Source organism: Actinoalloteichus hoggarensis (assembly GCF_002234535.1).
Lineage (GTDB): Bacteria > Actinomycetota > Actinomycetes > Mycobacteriales > Pseudonocardiaceae > Actinoalloteichus_A > Actinoalloteichus_A hoggarensis.
This window is the reverse complement of record NZ_CP022521.1, coordinates 1,734,996-1,755,421: the sequence shown is the minus strand read 5'-3', so window position 1 is coordinate 1,755,421 and position 20,426 is coordinate 1,734,996. Positions and strand designations below refer to the sequence as shown.

Sequence of the window (20,426 nt, the reverse complement as noted above, 5' to 3'; positions counted from 1 at the left end):
CTCGCCATGACGACGACCCTGCGCACGAATGCCACGCTGGATCTCGGTCCCGCCGCCGCCCTGTCCTGTCGGGAATGCGGCAATCGGACTCCGTTGGCCGCCGAGTTCGCCTGCGCCGAGTGCTTCGGTCCGCTGGAGGTGGCCTATGAGTTCGGCACGATTCGCCGTGAGGACATCGAGGCCGGTCCTCGTTCCATCTGGCGGTATCGCGGACTGCTTCCCGTCCCCGCCGACGTCGACGACCATGCCAACACCCAGCCCGGCCTGACCCGCCTGATTCGCGCGGACCGCCTCGGTGCCGAACTGGGGCTGAAGAACCTGTGGGTCAAGGACGACACCGGCAACCCCACCCATTCGTTCAAGGACCGTGTGGTCGCCGTGGCCCTGGCGGCCGCCCGGCAGCTGGGCTTCACGGTGTTGGCCTGCCCCTCCACCGGCAACCTCGCCAACGCCGTCGCCGCGGCGGCGGCCCGAGCCGGCTGGCGCTCGGTCGTGCTGATCCCCTCCTCGCTGGAACGGGCGAAGGTGCTGACCACCGCCGTCTACGACGGGGCGCTCATCGCCGTGGACGGCAACTACGATGACGTGAACCGCCTGGCCACCGAGCTGGCCGCCGAACACGAGGACTGGGCGTTCGTCAACGTCAACGTGCGGCCGTATTACGCCGAGGGGTCGAAGACACTCGCCTTCGAGGTCGCCGAGCAGCTCGGTTGGCGCCTGCCCGAACAGATCGTCGTGCCGATCGCCTCAGGGGCGCAGCTCACCAAGGTCGACAAGGGCTTCCAGGAACTGGGCACGCTGGGTCTGGTCGAGCCGACGCCATACCGCGTCTTCGGTGCTCAGGCGACCGGCTGCTCCCCCGTGTCGACCGCGTTTCGATCGGGCGGCGATGTGGTGCACCCCGTGCGGCCGGACACGATCGCTCGCTCGTTGGCGATCGGGGCGCCTGCTGACGGCCCGTACGTACTGGACGCGGTGCGACGAACGGGCGGAGCGATCGACGACGTCAGTGATGACGAGGTGGTGGCAGGCATTCGCCTGTTGGCCCGGACCGAGGGCGTCTTCACCGAGACCGCGGGCGGCGTGACCGTGGCCACGACGAAGAAGCTCGTCGAGGCGGGCAAGCTCGACCCGGAGGCCGAGACAGTCCTCCTGATCACCGGCGACGGGCTCAAGACACTCGACGCGGTCGCGGACCATGTCGGCCCCAAGGCCACGGTGCCGCCCTCCTCGAAGGCAGTGCACGAGGCGCTCGGATACTGACCGAGGCACACGCCGTTCCACCGCCTTACCAGCACTCGCGGGGCGTCGGATGCGGGGCAGGGCTCGTGGCGGCGCAGGCGGGCAGAGGGCGCAGGCAGTTGGCAAGGAACAGGGCGTAGGGCACCGGCGATCTGGGTACGTCAGCGGTCACGCTCCAATTGGCGGGTCAGCAGCGAGCTGGCGGGTCAGCAGCGAGCTGGCGAGTCAGTTGATCCGGCGCGGCAAGTCGCTCGGTGCGACGACTCGGTCGGGTGAGGGACGCCGCCTGCGGCAGACGACGTGGCACGCGGTCTTCCGCGGCCACGACTCGATCGCTTCCGACGACGAACCCTGCCGCAGGACAGACGACGTGTCAGGGCCGACGGCGGGCGGCCCGGGCGACAGACTTCGGGCCATTGAGCGTGATCGAAGGCCCACGCCCACGCCCACGCCCACGCCCACGCCCACGCCCACGCCCACGCCCACGCCCACGCCCACGCCCACGCCCACGCCCACGCCCACGCCAGGATGATCGGGTGTCGCTGCTGTCCTCCCCTCCCCTCCCCCTCCCCTCCCGCCCCGCCTACTCGGCTGTCTCCTTTTCCGACATCGGCTTGCCGACTTCCGACATCGGCTTGCCGACGAGTGATGTCGGCGGCGGCCATGCCCCCGGCTTGCTGCAAGGCGCGGGCGGTCTCGTGCGCAGACACCGTGATGCCACGCCACAGCGGTGCGGCACCCCGGTCGATCCGGCGGCCGAAGTCGAACAGCAGCCGCAGGGTGGCGCCCCTCCCACGGACTCAGCTGTTCCTGACGGCTTCAGCGCCGCCGACGGCCCTGACCTGACTCACGGCCTCGTGTCCGTCCTCGAGATCACCGAGTCGCCGGGGTCGCTCGGCGTCGAAGCACGCGGACGCAGGACTGCCCGAACAGCCGTGGACCGAGGGCGGCGGACACGAACGTCGGCGCCTGCCCGTCCCTGCGCCCCTCGGCACGCGAGCATCGACCCACGAACGTCATCCGTTCTCGCCACACGAACGCAGAGGGACTCGCCAGGGCCGGTCCGCTCCTCAGAGCAGGAGCAGCATCCGATCTCCCCGAGAACGGGCATCGAGGCCCCCGGTCGTGGCCGGTATGGCCGCGACCGCGCGCCGTCCCCCCGGCCACGCCGGGGGCGCCGCCCGACGCAGCCCGTCCGCGCAGGCAGGAGAGGACGCGACAGGCTCGCCTCGCCAGTGGTCACCGATCGCCGCGCCCGCGCCCGGCGAGCTACGACGTGCTCCCCGGAGACCGTCGGACGACGACCGGATCGCCGCCGCGAGCGGCCACCGCGACGTCGCCGCCTTGATCGGTACGCAGTACCACGGAGCCCAACGCGGACAGCTCCTCCACCACCATCGTGCTCGGATGCCCGTAGCGATTGTCACCTCCCACACTGATCAACGCCGTTCGCGGACGAACCGCCGCGAGAAATCTCGGAGCGGTGTACCGCGATCCGTGATGCGGAACCTTGAGCACCTCGGCCTCGAGATCCACCCCCGATCGCAGCAGCTCCGCCTGTCCGGCCAGCTCTATGTCGCCCGTCAGAAGCACCCGGCCCGCCCGGGTCGTCGCCCGCAACACCACAGAGTGGTCGTTGACCTCCGTTCCCGAATCCTCATCGACCCTCGACGAGGGGTTCACCGGCCCCAGCACCTCCAACCGCAGCTCTGGCCAGGCCAGCCGTCGTCCGACATCAAGCGCGACGACGGGCACGTCCGCCGCTGCGGCGGACTCCAGCACCTTCGCGTGGGCCCATTCGGGCACCCGGACCGGGCCCACCGCGATCGCCTCGACGTCCCGACCGGTCAACGCCGACGTGAGCCCGCCCACATGGTCGGCATGGAGATGACTCAGGACGATCAGAGCGATGGACCGCACCCCCAGATCGCGAAGACAAGCGTGCACCGCCCCGGTGTCCGGTCCGACATCCACCACCACCGCACGACCGGGTTCCCCCGTGGCCAACACCACGGCGTCGCCCTGCCCGACGTCGCAGGCCACCACCGTCCACTCCTTCGGAGGCCAACCCGAATAGACGAACCTGCCCGGCAACAGGAACAAGACCGCCAACAGCACCGTCGCCACCAGCAGCACACGAAGCCGCCGGAAGCGCACGGCCACCACCAGGGCCAGCAGGACCACCGTGAGCAGTACCCCGCCTGTCACACCGGCAGGCCAGTCGAGCCGTGCCGCGGGAACGGCAGCGGCATGCCTGCCGACCGCGACGAGCCACCACACCGCAGGCCCCGCCAGACGCACGAGCATCTCAGCGGTGCCCAGGTGAAACGGCGAGGCCAGCGCAGCCAACACCCCCAACAGCGTCGCGGGCGCGACCACGGGCCCGGCCAACAGATTCGCCAGGATCGAGATCAGACTGACCTCCCCGGACAGCCCGGCGATCAGCGGTGCCGTGGCCACCTGCGCCGCCACCGCGACCGCGAGCGCCTCGGCGATGCCGATCGGCACACCCCGATCGCGCATCGCCCCCGCCATCCCGGGCGCCAACAGCACCAGGCCCGTCGTCGCCGCGACCGACAGCGCGAAACCCGGATGTGTCGCCAGCTCGGGCAACACCAGCAGGAGCCCGATCACCGCGCCCGCCAACGCGGGCAGCGCACAACGCTGCCTGCCCAGCACCAGCGCGAGCAGGGTCACCGATCCCATCGCCGCCGCCCTGAGCACGCTCGGCTCCGGACGAGCGAGGATGACGAACCCGACCAGTGCCACCGCCGCAGCCACCGTGGACGGAAACGGGCCCAGGCTCGCCGCCCGGCAGACCAGCAGCACCGCTCCGCACAGGATCGCCAGGTTGGCGCCGGACACGGCGGTCAGATGTGTCAGCCCCGCCGCCTGGAACTCCTCCTCCACCTGAGGCGACTGCCGCGTGGTGTCACCGACCACCAAGGCGGGCAGCAGGCCCGCCGGATCGGGATGCAGAACCTCCGACGCCGTTCGCAGGCCGTCTCGCACCGTGTCGGCCGCACGCTGCCACCATGAGACGGGCCCGACGTCGAGCGGCGGGCCACGCACCCGAAGCACCGCCACCGTCAGGTCACCGGGACGGGGCGGCGACAACGTCCCCTCGGCCGTCGCCCGCTGCCCCGGCAGAAGCTCGGACCAACCGGCCTCGTCGGCGAGAGCGATCAGCCGTCCACTCGTCTCGTCCCGCTGTCCGTCGACGTCCATCGACGTCAGCCGAGCCCGCAGCAGCAGTCTCCCGTCGCCCGGGTCGCTCCCGTAGCCCGCGGTCGCCAGCCGTGCCGGGTCATCGGTGAGCCGTATCCGAACCCGTGCCTCGTCGCCATGCTCAGCCGCCTCCCGCAACGGGTGCGTGCTCGCGTGACGCTCTCGTACTCCTACACCCGTCGCCGCCGCGGCGGCGAGCAGACCCGCCGCGAGGACACCCGCCGTCATACGTCTTGCGAGCCGCACCCCGCGTCGCGCGCACAGCAGACTGCCGAGCATCAGCAGCACAGCCAGAGCACCACAGCAGAACGCAGCCGCATGGCCGACGTGCACGCCGATCAGAGTCACTGCCCAGACCGCTACGGCAGAGGGCACCAGGCGGAGATCCCGACGCATAGTCGACTTCGTCATGACCGCACCAGGTCTTTGAGTCGCTCATAGCGCGTCGGACCGATCCCGTCGACGTCCCGGAGGTCCTCCACCGAGGAGAAGCCCCCGTGTGCGGCTCGCCAATCGATGATGGCCTGTGCGGTGACGGGACCAACACCGGGAAGCGTGTCGAGCTGAGCTGCCGATGCGGTGTTCAGATCGAGCGGGGCGGCCCCCGCCGACACCTGGGCGGCCCCGCCGCTCACCGCACCCCCGATCACCCCGCCGTCGGCTCCGGCTCCGGGCGGTAGGGGCGCGTCGACATGGATCTGCTCGCCGTCGGCCAGAGAGCGCGCGAGATTCACCGTGTCGAGATCGGCATCGGGATGTGCGCCGCCCGCCGCCTCGATCGCGTCGGCCACCCGGGCAGGCGCGGTCAACGTGACGAGCCCCGGAACGCCCACCCGGCCGACCACGCTCACCACGAGCTCGGCGGGCTCCGGTGTGGCGCTCGTCGAGATCGCGGCCGCCTGCGGCGAGGCACCGCCGTCGGTCGCGTCGTCGACCGAGGCCAAGGGCAGGGCGGGCAGCCGTTCCTCCGACGACGTGGGCCGCCACAACAGCCCGACCAGGACGACGGCCACGGCGATCACCGCGACGAGCCCCACCGCGAGCGCACCCGAACGGCCCGGGTCGAGCCTGGCGGATCCGATGGCCGCGGGCACCCAGCGTCGGACGAGCCTGCCCGGTCTCGACGGTGCGGCAGGGGACTCGACCGGGGCGACCGGGCCGAATCCCGGCGGGCCCGCGCCGCTGCGGTGTCTGCCGCCCGTGACCGGCCTGCGGGCCGGCACCACACCGAGTCGCGCCGCGTCGGGTCGGGAAGAACCCGGCCGGCCCTCCGCCGCTCCGTCCGCCGGGGTGTCCGCACAGTCTTCGCCCGTGACGATGACATCGAGTCGTCGTCGAGGTGCGGCACTGGTCGGCCTGCGTGCCATCGTCGTCACAGCCATGGACGCACCGTATGGAGCAGAGGGGCGGACAGGAGTGGCGACAAGATCAAGATGTGGATGGACGAGGCGATGTGGACAACTCGCCGGGGCGACACGCACACACGGTCAGGCCGGCGGGATCGGGGCGTAATGTCGAAGGCTTGGGATCAGCCCGCGCCGTCGGGGCCACCGGGGAGGACGACGGCGCCGAGCACGCCCGGCCCGGTATGCGCACCCACCACCGCGCCGAGTTCCGAGATCAGACACGCACGACAGCCGGGCACCCGTTCCTCGATCCTCGCCGCCAGCTCCACGGCACGTTCCGGAGCGTCGAGATGGTGAACGGCGACACCCGTCTGCCCCGGCCCCGCCGCCTCGGCGACGTGATCGACCAGTCGGCTCAGCGCCCGCGTCGAGGTGCGAACCTTCTCCAGCGGCACGATCCGCCCGTCGTCGACGTGCAGCAGGGGACGCACGGCCAGCGCGGTGCCCACGAACGCCGCGGCCGTGCCGATGCGGCCACCACGCCGCAGGTGTTCCAGAGTGTCCAGGCAGAAGAACGTCCTCGTGCGGGCGGCCGTCCGTTCGGCGACGCGTGCCACCTCGCCGCCCGTCGCGCCCGACCGTGCCGCGTCGGCCGCCACGAGGACGGCGAAGCCGAGGCCCATCCCGGTGGACCGAGAGTCGATCACCTGCACGCGATCGGAACCGACCTCCTCGGCCGCGAACCAGGCCGCGTCCCAGGTTCCGGAGAGTTCTGAGGACAGATGGATGGAGACGATCTCCTTCGCCCCGTCGCGCAGCAGTTCGCGATAGACGGCGGCGAACTCGACGGGAGTTGCGCGGGAGGTCGTCACCTGGCGATGTGCTCGCAGGTCGGCGGCGAGCTCGGCCGCGCCCATGTCCACGCCGTCCCGCAGCGATCGACCATCCACCAGCACGTGCAGCGGCACCACCCGCACACCCCTGCGCTCCGCGAAACCCTCGGGCAGGTAGGCGGTGGAATCGGTCACGACGGCCACGGTCACGGTGCGGCCTATCCCAGGGCTCGCTGAGCAGTCGGCGGGCTGCCGCCGTGATCAGGCGCGCACGCGACGTCGATCGGCCGCGCGCCGACGGCGTCGTCCAGCCGGACGGCACGGTCACGACCGGCGGTCGCGGTCAGCAGCTCCGCCACGGCGACACCCACGTCCTGGTGGGCCTGCCAACCCCAGTGCAGCCCGTCGGGGTTGCCCGATCCTGCGTCGAGGTGGCCTCGCACCAGCGTGGGGAGGTCGATCAGCGGGGTGTCGGTGCGTGCCCCCCAGCTCCGGACCGCCGCGACCGCCCGCGCATGCCCGGTGTGGACCAGGGCGTACTCGGCCGCCCGATGCACCGAGGGGAGCATCGCGATCACCGGCAGGTCCGGACGCAGCGCGGCGATCGCCGCCCGGCAGTCCTCCAGGTAGCGCACCGTCAATCGCGGCGGAAGCGCCACCGGTCTGCCGTCCAGCATCCGGACCAGGCTCGGCTGCAGCCGCCGGTAGCCCGCACGGACTCGACGTCGCAGGCCGTCGGGGCGCAGATACCGCATCGCCTCCCGCAGCGCGGTCGGCAGTGGTGAGGGGAGAGTGTCCATGCTGCCCACGGCGAGGATCACCGCCCGCGTCCGCGGGAGCGCCGCCCAGCACCTCGGGTCGCGGGTCAGTGCCCACCAGGCGTCCCGTGCCGTCCACCCGAGTCCCGCGATCAGCTCGGTGGTCGCCCCGAAACGCGCAGCGGCGACGTTCGGCCACAGCCTCGCCTCGTCGGACGGATGCGGCCCGCGTGGTCCGTGGAAGGCGAGGGAGTCACCCAGCACCAGCAGAGTTCCCCTCGCCGGCTCCACCCGACTCACTCGACGACACCCGTGTTGTACTGGCGCAGCCGCCACTGCATGCCGTCGCTCAGCCGTCGTTCCAGCACCGTCCAGTGACAGTTGCCGACGCCGACGAGCAGCCGCCACTCGGCCGGGTTCAGGCCCAGCAACCTGCCGGTGAGCGCGACGATCAGGCCGCCGTGGGCACACAGCATGGCGGTCCCGTCGTGTTCCGCGTCGAGTTCCGCCACGACGATCTCGGCCCGGTCGGCGACCTCGACTCGGCTCTCGCCGCCCGGCGGGCGCCACCGGGGGTCCTCACGCCAGCGCGTCAGGGCGCCGGGCCAGCCCTCCTCCACCTCGATGCCGCTCAAGCCCTGCCAGTCACCCAGGTGCGTCTCGCGCAACCTGATGTCGACCCGCATGTCGATGCCGGTGATGGCGTGGAACGCCGCGGCCGTGTCCGCGGCGCGCCGCAGATCGGAGGTCACCACGATCGCGGGCTCGAAACGAACCAGCGCAGGCGCCGCCCGGCGGGCCTGGGCACGCCCCGTCTCGGTGAGCCGGGTGTCGAGATGTCCCTGCAGCCTTCCCGAGGCGTTGTGGTCGGTCTCGCCATGCCGCCAGAGCACGAGTCGTGACAGCGTCACGCCCGGTCTTCCCCGGTGTCGGCCGTCGACTCGGCGTCCCGCGTCGTCGAGTCCGCCGCCTCACCGGCGGGCCCGTCGTCGAACGGCACCCGAGGGCAGTCCTTCCACAACCGTTCCAGCCCGTAGAAGGCGCGCTCCTCCGCGTGCTGGACGTGCACGACGACATCGACGAAGTCCAACAGCACCCAGCGTCCTTCGCGGGCGCCCTCCCGGCGCACCGGCTTCACGCCCACGGCCCGGAGCTTCTCCTCGATGCCGTCGACGATGGCCGACACCTGGCGCTCGTTGGGCGCCGAGGCGATCACGAAGCAATCGGTGATGACAAGCTGATCGGACACGTCCAGCACCACGATCTCGTGGGCCTTCTTGTCCGCCGCCGCACGGGCGGCGACGAGCGCCGTCTCGCGCGCCTCGTCGGTCGCAACCACAGTTCTCCCTCCGCGGCGGGCACACTCGTCGCCCGCTCGAATGCCTGAGCGTACCGGTGTGGCACGCCGCGCCGACGCGCCGAGAAGGCCCGCCGACGTGCCCCGGCCCTCGGCGGATCACGATGGCGGGATCAGCCCTGGTACAGGCTCCGTTTGGAGATGTACTGAACGACTCCGTCGGGTACGAGGTACCAGACCGGCATGCCGTCCGCCACGCGTGTGCGGCAGTCCGTGGAGGAGATCGCCATCGCGGGGACCTCGATGAGCGTGACCGATCCCGCAGGCAGGTGGTGGTCCACCAACTGGTAACCGGGCCGGGTGACGCCGACGAAGTGAGCGAGGGCGAACAACTCCTCGACACGACGCCACGACAGGATCTGTTCCAGAGCGTCGGCGCCGGTGATGAAGAACAGCTCGGCGTCCGGGTGCCGGTGCTGGAGGTCCTTGAGGGTGTCGACGGTGAAGGTCGGCCCGCTGCGGTCGATGTCGACGCGGCTCACCGAGAAACGCGGATTCGACGCCGTCGCGATGACCGTCATCAGATAACGGTCCTCGGCCGCGCTGATGGTCTGGTCATCCTTCTGCCACGGTCTCCCGGTGGGGACGAACACCACCTCGTCCAGCTGGAAGCGCGCCTGCACCTCGCTGGCGACCACCAGGTGGCCGTGATGAATGGGATCGAAGGTGCCGCCCATCACACCGACACGTCGACGCACAGGACGCACTGCCGAGCTCACCGCCGTCGTTTCGGCCACGAGCGGGCAGCTTACCGGTCGGTGTGACGGGCAGCGGCCGTATCCGACTCAGTCCGTCGGCGCGAGGACCTTCCCGCCCACAACCTCACGTACCAGGATCGCCTCGACGGGGCAGCTCTCCGCCGCGTCGATCACCTCGTCGTGGGCATCGATCTCCTCGGCGACGGCACTGGCCGCCGCGCCCTCCAGCCGGAAGTGGTCCGGCGCGGTGCCCGTGCACATTCCCGAACCGACGCACACACCCTGGTTGACGTCGATCTTCCAGCGACTCATGACGTGATCCTCCCTACCAACCGATCGGCAGGCCGCGAAGCCCCCGGATCAGCATCCCGCTCTTCCATTGGAGAGCATCCTCCTCGACGCCGAATCGAGAAGCCCCGGCATCCTCCGCGGCATCGTCTCCAGCGCGACCTGAAGCCCCATTCTCGCCAACTGCGAACCGGGCCAGTGATGGCTGCCGCACCCGCAGCCGAGATGCGGGTTCGACTCACGAGCCACGTCCATGTCATCGCATCCGCGACGGCGGCTCCTCCATGTTCGCCGAGGACAGCGCCATCAGGACGGCCGCCCCCGCGCCGAGCTGGACGTCCTCCCGTGCGTAACGGGCGGCGGGCACGGTGGAGGGGACACCACAACGGCTCTTCGACGGTCGACGCCGATCAGAGACGGCTCGGCACGCAGCCGCTCCGGCAGCCCCGGCTTCGGGAACAGCAGACACAGGAAACCGGGAATCGGGGTGGCGACGGTCTCGTGTCCCGCCGTGAGGAGGCCCCCCACAGCACCGTCTCGTCGTCGATGAACGGGCCGTCGCCGTCCCTTGACCGGACCGTCGACCCCAACAGGTCGTCGGTCGGATCGCGACGACGGCGAGCGACCGACTCCGTCGGATCGTTCTGCATGGAGATCCGCTGCCGTCGCACCTCCTCGACAGGGGCTCCAGTGGTGGCCGGCGACGTGGGCACCCAGGTCGTCAACAGACCCCGATCCTCGACCGGCCCGCCCGTCAGCTCACGGATCACGGCGATCGGAACCGGCAGGGAGAAGTGTTCGGCCAGGTGGACAAGCGGATCACGCCGCGGCATCTCCCCGATGAGCCGCTCGGCGGTCTCCTGCGCACGAGCCGCAGCTGTCGAACACGCCTGCTGGTGAGTGCCTCGCCCGCCAGCGCACGCACCCGGGTGCGGTGGGGCGGGTCCAGGGCCATGATGCCCACGTCGTTCCGATGTCTGCCGAGCCTCGGATGGTCACGGCCCACGGCGGCGGCACGACTGAACCGGGGCCCGGCCAGGACCGTCCTCGCGTCGTCGTGCCGTCGCGAGCCGGCCGTCCTCGCCGAACGGCAGGCTCACCAGGGAGGGGTTCGGTGGTGCACAGCACCGCGTGGACCGGGTCGAGCACCAGCCGTCGACTCTCCTCGGAGGGCAAGACCTGACCTCGTGGGGTCATCGTTCGCCGAATTCGCCACTCACGGTGTCTGTCCACCCCCGGACAGCACCGAGAGCAGCAAGACGACTCGGTGAATACGCTCCTTCGGGCGGACCGCCCGGCGCGACGGTCCCCGCCGTCGCCTCAGGACCTGGGCCGGACCTGCCCGTCGCCCCAGACCACCCACTTCGTCGAGGTCAGCTCCGGGAGCCCCATCGGTCCCCTGGCGTGCAGTTTCTGGGTGGAGATGCCGATCTCGGCCCCCATGCCCAGCTCCGCGCCGTCGGTGAACCCCGTGGAGGCGTTGACCACCACCGCCGCGGCGTCGACCCTGGCGACGAACCGGCGAGCGGCACGGAGATCGGTCGTGACGACGGCCTCGGTGTGACCCGAGCCGTGCCGGGCGATGTGCTCGACCGCCTCGTCCAAGGAGTCGACGACCTTCACCGCCAGGTCCATCGAGAGGTACTCGGTGTCCCAGTCCGCCTCGACGGCGGGCACCGACTCCGAGAGCAGACCGGCCGCGACGGTGTCGGCGTGCAGGACGACCTCGGCGGCACGCAGCTTCGCACCCACCATCGGCAGGAACGCCTGGGCGACCTCCCGGTGCACCAGCAGCGTCTCCGCCGCGTTGCAGACGCTGGGGCGGCGCGTCTTGGAGTTCAGCACTATCCGGACCGCCTGATCGAGGTCGGCCGCGGCGTCCACGTAGACGTGGCAGTTCCCGACCCCCGTCTCGACGGTCGGCACGGTGGCCTGTTCCACCACGGCGGCGATGAGACCCGCCCCACCGCGTGGGATGACCAGGTCCACCAGGCCGCGAGCGGTGATCAGGTGGCGGACCGACGCCCGATCGTGGCACGGCAGAAGCTGGACGGCGTCCGCGGGCAGGCCGGCGGCGTCGAGCACGTCACGCAGGATCGCGACGAGCGCGGCGTTGGACCGCTCGGCGGAGGACGATCCACGCAACAGGACCGCGTTACCCGACTTCACAGCGAGCCCGGCGGCGTCCACCGTCACGTTCGGCCTGCCCTCGTACACCATGCCCAGCACGCCGAGCGGAACGCGAAGCTGACGCAGTTCCAGGCCGTTGGGCAGCACGCCGCCACGCACCACCTCGCCCACCGGGTCGGGCAGCTCGGCGATGTCCCGAAGACCCTGGGCTACCGTCGCCAGTCGCTCCTCGGTCAGCGTCAGCCGGTCCACGAGGTTCGCGGACATGTCGTTCTCCCGGGCGGCCGCCTGATCCACCTCGTTCGCGGCGAGAACCTCCGGGGCATGGTCCGCCAGAGCCTGCGCCATCGCCACGAGCACGGTGTCCTTCTCCGCGCTCGCCACCAGGCCCATGTCGACGGCTGCCGCCCTGGCTCGCCGGGCCGCGTCCAGAACCTCGGCACGCAGCGCCTCATCCGTGTCCGCGTCGGCGGCCGGGGCCGGGCCGCTCGCCGACTGCTCGGCGGAGGAGCGAGCTGCGGCGGCGTTCGCGGCGGCGTCCTCGGAGAACCGCTCACCCATCGTCGTGCTGGTCATCTGCCCAGCGTAGAGCCTTCGCATCACCGGCATCGAGTGACTTCTCGACGCCCGGTCGAAGGCGCGACGGCGGGCTGCGGTATGCCTGACACCGTGGACGAGCAGGGGTTGCGAGAACTGGCCGAGGAGCGGTTGCGCGCGTTGGCGGGCCCGCACGCACGATTGCGCGAAGACCAGTGGGCCGCGATCAGTGCGCTGGTGGTGGACCGCAGGCGGGCGCTGGTCGTGCAGCGCACCGGATGGGGGAAGTCGGCCGTCTACTTCGTGGCGACCTCGCTGCTCCGCGAACTCGGCGAAGGCCCGACGATCATCGTGTCGCCGCTGCTGGCGTTGATGCGCAATCAGGTGGAGGCCGCCGCCCGCGCGGGCGTGCACGCCGCGACGATCAACTCGGCCAACGTCACCGAGTGGGAGGCCGTGCAGGACTCGGTCGCCGCAGGCGAGGTCGACGTGCTGCTGGTCAGTCCCGAGCGCCTGAACAACCCCGACTTCCGCGACACCGTGCTGCCTGCTCTGACCGAGAGCGCGGGCCTGCTCGTCGTCGACGAGGCACACTGCGTCTCGGACTGGGGTCACGACTTCCGGCCGGACTACCGCAGGCTGCGGACACTGCTCACGGAACTCCCCGAGGGAGTCCCGGTGCTGGCGACGACGGCGACGGCCAACGATCGGGTCGTGCACGACGTCACCGAGCAGCTCGGAATGGGGCAGGCCGACGCGCAGACGCTCGTGCTGCGGGGTCCGCTGGACCGGGAGAGCCTGCACCTGGGTGTGCTGCGGCTGCCGAGCGCCGAGGCCCGGCTCGGCTGGCTCGCCGAGAACCTACCGCGGCTCACCGGCTCGGGGATCGTCTACACGCTGACCGTCGCCACCGCCGACGAGGTGGCCGCCTATCTGCGTGAACGCGGACACGAGGTCGTCGCCTACACCGGGCGCACCGAAGCGACCGAACGGGAGCAGATCGAGTCGGACCTGCTGGCCAACCGGGTCAAGGCGGTGATCGCGACGTCCGCTCTGGGCATGGGGTTCGACAAGTCCGACCTCGGCTTCGTCCTCCATCTGGGTGCACCCGCATCCCCCATCTCGTACTACCAGCAGATCGGCCGGGCCGGCCGTGGCGTGGCCCGCGCCGACGTGCTGCTGCTGCCCGGACGGGAGGACGCCGAGATCTGGCGCTACTTCGCCTCACTGGCATTCCCGCCCGAATCGGTCGTCACCGAGGTGCTCGCCGTGCTGAACGCCGCGGAGCGCCCGCTGTCGACCTCGGCCCTGGAGCCCAGGGTCGAGCTGTCCAGGAACCGGCTGGAGGTCGTGCTCAAGGTCCTCGACGTCGACGGCGCGGTACGGCGGGTACGCGGCGGCTGGGAGGGGACGGGCGAGTCCTGGACCTATGATGCCACGCGATACCAGCGCATCGAGCAGGCCCGACAGGCCGAGCAGCAGGCGATGCTCGACTACCTCGACTCGACGAGGTGTCGGATGGAGTTCCTCCGCGTCCAGCTCGACGATCCGGCCGCGGCGCCCTGCGGCCGGTGTGACAACTGCACCGGCACACGCTGGTCGGGCGCGGTGTCGGCCGCCGAGGAGAGCGCGGCGGGCGAACGCCTGCGCAGGCCCGGTGTGGAGATCGGCACGCGCAGGCAGTGGCCCGCCGGGATGCCCTCGTTGGGCGTCGAGGCCGTCGGCAGGATCGACGCGGGACAGGCCGCCGAGCCGGGACGGGCCCTGGGCAGGCTCACCGACATCGGCTGGGGAACGCGGCTGCGTGAACTGCTCGCGCCGGGTGTCAGGGACGATCGACCGGTGCCCGAGGACATCGTCGCGGCCTGTGTCTCGGTGCTGGCGTCCTGGGACTGGGCACGGCGACCGGTGGGGATCGTCGCCGTGGGCTCCCGCACACGGACTCGGCTCATCCGCGGCCTCGCCGAGCGCATCGGCGCACTCGGCAGACTGCCCATCCTCGGAGAGGTCTCCGCGGTCGGAGAGGCTCCGCGTCGAGCCAACAGCGCACAGCGGGTCGCCGGTCTGTGGGACGCCTTCGCGGTGCGAGAACCCCTGGCGGCCAGGCTCGCCGCCGTCGACGGTCCCGTGCTGCTGATCGACGACCGGGTCGACACCGGCTGGACCATGACGATCACCGCGCGGCTGCTCCGACAGGCGGGAGCGCCCGCCGTCCTGCCCTTCGCCCTCGCCGTCACGAACTGAAGGGCAGACCCGGTCAGGCGGTGGATCGTCGTCCACGGCCCGCGTCGCGCGGCATCCTGCTCGCACCGTCGGCTCGGGTCGAGCCCGCGGGCGGACGCGGCAGGGCGCTCCGGCGGACGTCGCCGGTAGTGCGCCGCAGTCGGTGCGCCCCCACCCGTCGCGCCCGCGCGGGGCAGGCCCGGGCCTACGTCCAGGACCGCGGCAGGACTGTGCTACCCGGGTCCGGTACCGGCCCTCCGAGCGCGGTGCCCGGCTTCAGGCTCCGGCGCACCGAGGGGTGTGCCCGCGCCGAGGCGCACACCGCCCCTGGCGAATCCCGGCGGCCTCCGCGCGCAGAAGGTCCGCGACGCGAGGCGGTCTCCCGTTAGGTTCGGCAGTCCGGTCGATCACTCGGCCTCGGCCGTCGCCGCTCGGGCGGTGTCGGGCGTGGACTCGCTCTTCGTCGCGGCCGCGGCGGCACGACTCGGCACGCTGTCAAGGCTCTGCACGACTGGTGTGGCGCCTGGCTCCGCGTCCGCCCGCGGCTCGGCCGGAACATGCTGACTCACGACCTCGCGCGGCGGCACACCCGTCGATTCCGCGTCCCGGCCCCCGGCCGCGTCGGCGGCCCGACCAGGCTCCGCGGCGGTGACGGACGTCGTCGATCCGGTCGATCCAGCCATGTCGGCCCGCACCGACTCCGGAGACCGAGCGGCCGCCGCCGTGCCGGCGCCGACGCTCGCCGCGTCGAACACCCGGATCGGTCCGGTTGTCGGGGTCGCCTCCTCCGTCCCCCTCGGGACGGCGAATCCGCGAGGCTGCCCGGGGGGACCGTCGAAGCGACGCAGCGTGATCCGACCTTGCAGTCCCGACGGGAAGGCGAGGGCCGCGAGCACGACGGCGGGCAGGGCGAAGCTCACGCCGAGCGACACCGGGTCGACAGGCGCCGCATCGAGGATGACGACCCAGACGACGAGCTCGACCAGTCCGATCATCAGGAACACCACGGCGGCGATCAACGCGGTGACACGACCTCGGTGAGGGTCCCGGCGCAGGACGGCGTGGGCCGTCAACGACCAGACGATCAGGGTCATCGTCGTGATCAGGCTCAGCACCTGTGCGCCACGCTGGGACTCGACGTCGAGGAAGACGATGACGCCGTAGGTGAATCCGGCCACGCCGGTGACGGCGATCAGCTCCAACGCTCGCGACGCCACGCCGAGCCGCAGGGCGTCGGGCGCGGTCTGGTTCATGGTCCTGACCACCCCCGGCGCGGCGGCGAGCGCGGCGGCCGCGGGCCAGAAGACCAGACCGCTCAGCGGGCGGTAGATCGACTCGACGGCTGGAGCGAACAGCATCGCCGCCGCCACCGTCGCACCCAGCCACATCACGACGCGGCGCCATCCGAGGTCGCCCATGACCATCCCGGCGAACGGCGGCACCGTGAACACGATCATGACCACCAGCAGCGACGCCAGGCCGGTCATCGTCGCCGTCGGCACCCCACTCGACACATCGATCAATCCGAGCACGGTGCTCAGCAGCAGGCACAGGACGATCAGCGTCGCGACCGCGACCGCGGCGATCCGCCACGCCTCGTCCACACCGCGCGGCACCCTGGACAGCTCCGCGACGCGAGGGGCCGCGGCCAGCAGCACACCGGCCAGACCGACGCCCAGTCCCGCGCCGAACCCGCCCGCCGTGCCTGAACCGAGCACCAGCCCGTCGATCGAGACAAGACTTTCAGGGACTCGGCCCACCACGATGTCGACGACCAGAGTCGTCACGACCACGGCCAGGTACGGCAGCGCGAACGACGCCCGCAACAGCCAGGTACGCAGCAGGTCGGCTCGCCCGGACAACGCTCCGGAACGGAGGATGTACGGCACGGCGGGCGAGAAGAGCGCGAGTATCGCGGCCAGCACCACGTCGATCCGCTCCGCGGCCAGGCTGTGCCCGTCCCACGGCAGAACCAACGACACGAGGATGAGGACCACCGCGACGCCGTCCCGGACTCGGTCCGACAGCGGGATACGAGGATAGGTCACAGGCACACCGGATCGGCTCGTGTCGAGCCCCCGCCGCGCGTCGCCTGCCTGCGGCCGTCCCGCGACGGGCGGCGGGATCACTCCGCCGGATCGAGCCCGCGCGCAGTCGACGCAGCGGCTCCCACCTGCCGTCGCCCGCCCACAGCCGTCACACACGTTCACGGTCTTCCCCTGTCCGCTCGTTCGCGGGGCGAGCGCAGGCCCGCCCCTGAGCCTCCTCCGGGTGTCGACGTGTCGTCCACCGACACTCTCGGTCACCGGACGCCGCCCATTCTGGCCCTGCCGACCGGACGTCTCGTCGTCGGGATCACCAAGGATGCGGTCGACGGCCGAGGCGACCGCATGCCGGGGGTCGGCAGCGATGTCGTCGAGGGCGTCGGCCTGGCGGAAGTCCTCGGAGCCGCCCGTGCGGTTCCGGGGTGGCGGCGGTCAGTGCACGACGACGAGGTCGTCGGCATGCACGACCTCTCGGCGGAACTCGGCGGGCAGATCACGACTCGAGCGGCCGATCAGCTCCGGAAGCTCAGCCGCGTCGTAGGCGACGACCCCGCGGGCCACGACCCGCTCGGTCGCGTCCACCAACTCCACGACGTCGCCTGCGTGGAATTCGTCCGTCGTCCCGGTGATGCCTGCCGCGAGCAACGACCGGCGACGCTGCGTGACCGCCTCCACCGCGCCGTCGTCCAGTCGCAGTCGCCCGGTCGCGCTGGCGGCATGGCCGAGCCAGAAACGGCGGGCGGACAGTCGAGGACCGGTGACGGCGAAGGCCGTGCCCACGTCGGCGGGGCCCAGTGCCCGCACCGCCGCGTCGGCGCCTGCCAGCAGTACCGGAATGCCCGCGGACGACGCCAGACGTGCCGCGGCGAGCTTGGACGCCATTCCGCCGGTGCCCAGTCCGTCCACCCGACCCGCGCCGGCCCGCACCTCGTTCAGATCCGCGGCCCCCGCGACCTCGGTGATCCGGCGAGCCCCGCCGCGTCGGGGGTCGCCGTCGTACAACGCGTCCACGTCGGAGAGCAGCACCAGCGCGTCGGCACCGACGAGGTGTGCGGCCAGCGCGGCCAGCCGATCGTTGTCGCCGAAACGGATCTCGTCGGTCGCGACCGTGTCGTTCTCGTTGACGACCGGCACCACACCGAGCGCCAGCAGCCGTTCGAACGTGCGTTGAGCGTTGCGGTAGTGCGACCGGCGGACGACGTCGTCCGCGGTCAGAAGCACCTGGCCCACCACCCGTTGATGGCGGCCGAACGACGTGGCGTAGGCGTGGGCCAGCGCGAGTTGTCCCACGCCCGCGGCCGCCTGTTGTGTCGCCAGGTCCTTGGGTCTGCGCGCCAGTGCGAGCGGCGCGAGCCCGGCCGCGATGGCGCCGGAGGACACCAGAACCAGCTGACCGCCGCGCGCGCAGCGCTCCGCGACCGCGTCGACCACCGCGTCCAGCCGTGCCGTGTCCAACCCGCCCGCGGCGGTGGTGAGCGAGGAGGAGCCGACCTTGACGACGAGTCTGCGCGCCGCACCGACTCGCCGTCGAGTCTCCGACCGCTCCTCCGCGCCACCGCTCATCCCGTCGTGTCCTCCACGTCGATCCCGCGCCGCAACCGCGAGGCGGCCTTTCGTTCCTTCGCGGGCACTCGGTCGTTGCGTTCCAACCGCCGGTCGGTTCCCCGGCCGGTCATGGCCGTCGTCACTCCCGCCGGAGTGCTGGGCTCCCAGTCGAAGGTGAGTCCGCCGATGGTCACCGACGCACCGGGCTCGGCACCCAGTGCCGCGAGCTTGTCCTCGACGCCGAGGCGGGCCAGCCGGTCGGCGAGATACCCCACGGCCTCGTCGTTGTTGAAATCGGTCTGCAACACCCATCGCTCCGGACGGTCACCGCGGACCACGAAGGCACCCGGCTCGGCGGGATTCGGCGTGACCGTGAACCCGCTGTCGTCGACGGCGGTGGGGCGCAGCACGAGACGGGTCGCCTCCGGGACGGGCTGGGCGGCCCGGTATTCGGCCACGATCGTGCCGAGAGCGAAGGTCAGCTCGCGAAGTCCCTCTCGGGTGGCGGTGGAGACCGGGAACACCCGAAGCCCCCGCTCCTCCAGGTCGGGACGGACCATGTCGGCCAGCTCCCGGGCCTCGAAGACGTCGATCTTGTTGAGCACGACGATCCTGGGACGGTCCGCCAGATTCCCGCCGAGCGAGGGCGTGTAGCGGGCCAGCTCCTCCTCCAGCGCCTCCAGATCGGAGACCGGATCGCGACCCGGTTCCTCCGTCGCACAGTCCAGCACGTGGACCAGCACCGCACACCGCTCGATGTGCCGAAGGAAGTCGAGCCCGAGCCCCTTGCCCTGGCTGGCTCCCGGGATGAGCCCCGGCACGTCGGCCATGGTGAACACGGTCTCGCCCGCCGTGATCACCCCCAGGTTCGGCACCAGGGTCGTGAACGGATAGTCCGCGATCTTGGGACGGGCGGCGGAGAGCACGGCGATCAGGGAGGACTTGCCCGCCGAGGGGAAGCCGAGCAGACCGACGTCGGCCACCGACTTGAGCTCGAGAACGAGATCGCGTTCCTCGCCGGGCTCGCCCAACAGCGCGAAACCCGGAGCCCTGCGAGCCTTGGACGCCAGCGCGGCGTTGCCCAGCCCGCCCCGGCCGCCCTGCGCCGCGACGAGACGGGTCCCGTCACCGGTGAGATCGGCCAGCACGTTGCCGTCGGTGTCGGTGACGACCGTGCCGTCGGGCACGCGCAGCTCCAGGTCGACACCGGTCGCGCCGTCCCGATTGCTGCCCTGGCCTTGACGACCGTTGGTGGCGTGGGCGTTAGGCCGGTAGTGGAAGTCCAACAGCGTGTGCACGTTGGAATCGACGACGAGGACGACGTCACCGCCGCGCCCGCCGTTACCGCCGTCCGGGCCGCCCAGCGGCTTGAACTTCTCGCGGTGCACGGAGGCACAGCCGTTGCCGCCGTTGCCCGCGGCCACATGGATCACCACGCGGTCGACGAAACGAGACACGGCGGTACTCCTTCCCTGAGTCTTTCGGCCCAGGGATTCACCGGGCCGAGACGACACAGGGCGAGGGGCGGGCCGGAACTCCTGGCCCGCCCCTCGCCCGGGGTCGTTGACGTCGTCTGCGGCGGGACTCAGCCCTGCGCCGGGACGATGTTGACGGTCTTACGACCACGCTTGCTGCCGAACTCCACCGACCCGGCGGACAGTGCGAACAGCGTGTCGTCGTTGCCTCGGCCGACGTTCACACCGGGGTGGAACTTGGTGCCCCGCTGGCGCACCAGGATCTCACCCGCGCTGACGACCTGACCGCCGAAGCGCTTCACACCGAGCCGCTGGGCGTTGGAGTCGCGGCCGTTCCGGGAGCTGGATGCGCCCTTCTTGTGTGCCATGGCTGCTCAGGTCCTCACTTGTCGGAGATGCCGGTGACCTCGACGCGGGTCAGCTTCTGCCGGTGACCCTGCCGCTTGTGGTAGCCGGTCTTGTTCTTGAACTTGTGGATGCGGATCTTGGGGCCCTTGGACTGCTCGACGACCTTGCCGGTCACCGAGAACTTCTCCAGAGCGGTCGCGTCGTGCGTGATGTCGTTGCCATCGACGACGAGCAGCGCCGGGAAGTTGACCTCGGTGCCCGGCTCGCCCTCAAGCTTCTCGACCTCGACGACGTCGCCGACAGCCACCTTGTACTGCTTGCCGCCGGTCTTGACGATCGCGTACATCAGGACGGAAGTCTCCTGCTACTCGAC

The 20,426-nt window shown here is 71.4% G+C and carries 17 protein-coding genes; 2 read left to right on the top strand and 15 right to left on the bottom strand.

Going from position 1 to position 20,426, the window contains the following annotated elements:
- Positions 1–6: 6 nt before the first annotated feature.
- On the top strand, positions 7–1,263 hold the full coding sequence (gene thrC, locus AHOG_RS07815; RefSeq protein ID WP_093940747.1) for a threonine synthase: 1,257 nt from the start codon (positions 7–9) through the stop codon (positions 1,261–1,263).
- A gap of 1,248 nt (positions 1,264–2,511) precedes the next feature.
- On the opposite strand, the gene AHOG_RS07810 is transcribed toward thrC, so the two are convergent.
- The 10 genes from AHOG_RS07810 to AHOG_RS07765 form a co-directional block, all read right to left on the bottom strand.
- A complete protein-coding gene (locus tag AHOG_RS07810; RefSeq protein ID WP_093940746.1) occupies positions 2,512–4,881 on the bottom strand; it encodes a ComEC/Rec2 family competence protein in 2,370 nt (789 codons plus the stop codon).
- The gene (locus tag AHOG_RS07805; RefSeq protein WP_245856619.1) at positions 4,878–5,852 is read right to left on the bottom strand and encodes a ComEA family DNA-binding protein; all 975 of its coding nucleotides are present in this window, start codon (positions 5,850–5,852) and stop codon (positions 4,878–4,880) included. Before AHOG_RS07805 ends, AHOG_RS07810 begins: the two co-directional genes overlap by 4 nt.
- A 146-nt stretch (positions 5,853–5,998) precedes the next feature.
- Positions 5,999–6,859, bottom strand: coding sequence for a DegV family protein (locus AHOG_RS07800; protein WP_093940744.1), 861 nt, complete (start codon positions 6,857–6,859; stop codon positions 5,999–6,001).
- A gap of 8 nt (positions 6,860–6,867) precedes the next feature.
- The gene (gene octT, locus AHOG_RS07795) at positions 6,868–7,707 is read right to left on the bottom strand and encodes a diglucosylglycerate octanoyltransferase (protein WP_245856618.1); all 840 of its coding nucleotides are present in this window, start codon (positions 7,705–7,707) and stop codon (positions 6,868–6,870) included.
- The gene (locus AHOG_RS07790) at positions 7,704–8,318 is read right to left on the bottom strand and encodes a histidine phosphatase family protein (protein WP_093940743.1); all 615 of its coding nucleotides are present in this window, start codon (positions 8,316–8,318) and stop codon (positions 7,704–7,706) included. The genes octT and AHOG_RS07790 overlap by 4 nt, the downstream gene beginning before the upstream one ends.
- The gene (gene rsfS / locus AHOG_RS07785; RefSeq protein WP_093940742.1) at positions 8,315–8,746 is read right to left on the bottom strand and encodes a ribosome silencing factor; all 432 of its coding nucleotides are present in this window, start codon (positions 8,744–8,746) and stop codon (positions 8,315–8,317) included. The genes AHOG_RS07790 and rsfS overlap by 4 nt, the downstream gene beginning before the upstream one ends.
- Positions 8,747–8,877: 131 nt before the next feature.
- Entirely contained in the window at positions 8,878–9,462 is a 585-nt protein-coding gene (gene nadD, locus AHOG_RS07780; RefSeq protein ID WP_093940741.1) for a nicotinate-nucleotide adenylyltransferase, read from the bottom strand.
- A gap of 87 nt (positions 9,463–9,549) precedes the next feature.
- Positions 9,550–9,774 (bottom strand): ferredoxin, encoded by a 225-nt coding sequence (locus AHOG_RS07775; RefSeq protein WP_093940740.1) that lies wholly within the window; start codon positions 9,772–9,774, stop codon positions 9,550–9,552.
- Positions 9,775–10,006: 232 nt separating this feature from the next.
- Positions 10,007–10,117, bottom strand: a complete 111-nt coding sequence (locus AHOG_RS29835) for a cytochrome P450 (RefSeq protein WP_221438501.1) — start codon at positions 10,115–10,117, stop codon at positions 10,007–10,009.
- A gap of 953 nt (positions 10,118–11,070) precedes the next feature.
- Complete coding sequence (locus AHOG_RS07765) at positions 11,071–12,456, bottom strand: glutamate-5-semialdehyde dehydrogenase (protein WP_245856617.1); 1,386 nt, start codon at positions 12,454–12,456, stop codon at positions 11,071–11,073.
- Positions 12,457–12,549: 93 nt separating this feature from the next.
- Between AHOG_RS07765 and AHOG_RS07760 the strand changes: the two genes are divergently transcribed.
- Positions 12,550–14,661, top strand: coding sequence for a RecQ family ATP-dependent DNA helicase (locus AHOG_RS07760; RefSeq protein WP_093944261.1), 2,112 nt, complete (start codon positions 12,550–12,552; stop codon positions 14,659–14,661).
- Between the two features lie 386 nt (positions 14,662–15,047).
- On the opposite strand, the gene AHOG_RS07755 is transcribed toward AHOG_RS07760, so the two are convergent.
- The 5 genes from AHOG_RS07755 to rplU all read right to left on the bottom strand — a co-directional run bounded on the left by AHOG_RS07755 (position 15,048) and on the right by rplU (position 20,399).
- A complete protein-coding gene (locus AHOG_RS07755; protein WP_157736707.1) occupies positions 15,048–16,688 on the bottom strand; it encodes a DUF7937 domain-containing protein in 1,641 nt (546 codons plus the stop codon).
- Positions 16,689–17,117: 429 nt separating this feature from the next.
- A complete protein-coding gene (gene proB / locus AHOG_RS07750; RefSeq protein WP_093940737.1) occupies positions 17,118–18,248 on the bottom strand; it encodes a glutamate 5-kinase in 1,131 nt (376 codons plus the stop codon).
- Complete coding sequence (gene obgE, locus AHOG_RS07745; RefSeq protein ID WP_093940736.1) at positions 18,245–19,687, bottom strand: GTPase ObgE; 1,443 nt, start codon at positions 19,685–19,687, stop codon at positions 18,245–18,247. The genes proB and obgE overlap by 4 nt, the downstream gene beginning before the upstream one ends.
- Before the next feature lie 128 nt (positions 19,688–19,815).
- The gene (gene rpmA / locus AHOG_RS07740; RefSeq protein WP_093940735.1) at positions 19,816–20,073 is read right to left on the bottom strand and encodes a 50S ribosomal protein L27; all 258 of its coding nucleotides are present in this window, start codon (positions 20,071–20,073) and stop codon (positions 19,816–19,818) included.
- Positions 20,074–20,087: 14 nt separating this feature from the next.
- Entirely contained in the window at positions 20,088–20,399 is a 312-nt protein-coding gene (rplU, locus tag AHOG_RS07735) for a 50S ribosomal protein L21 (RefSeq protein WP_093940734.1), read from the bottom strand.
- Positions 20,400–20,426 lie beyond the last annotated feature (27 nt).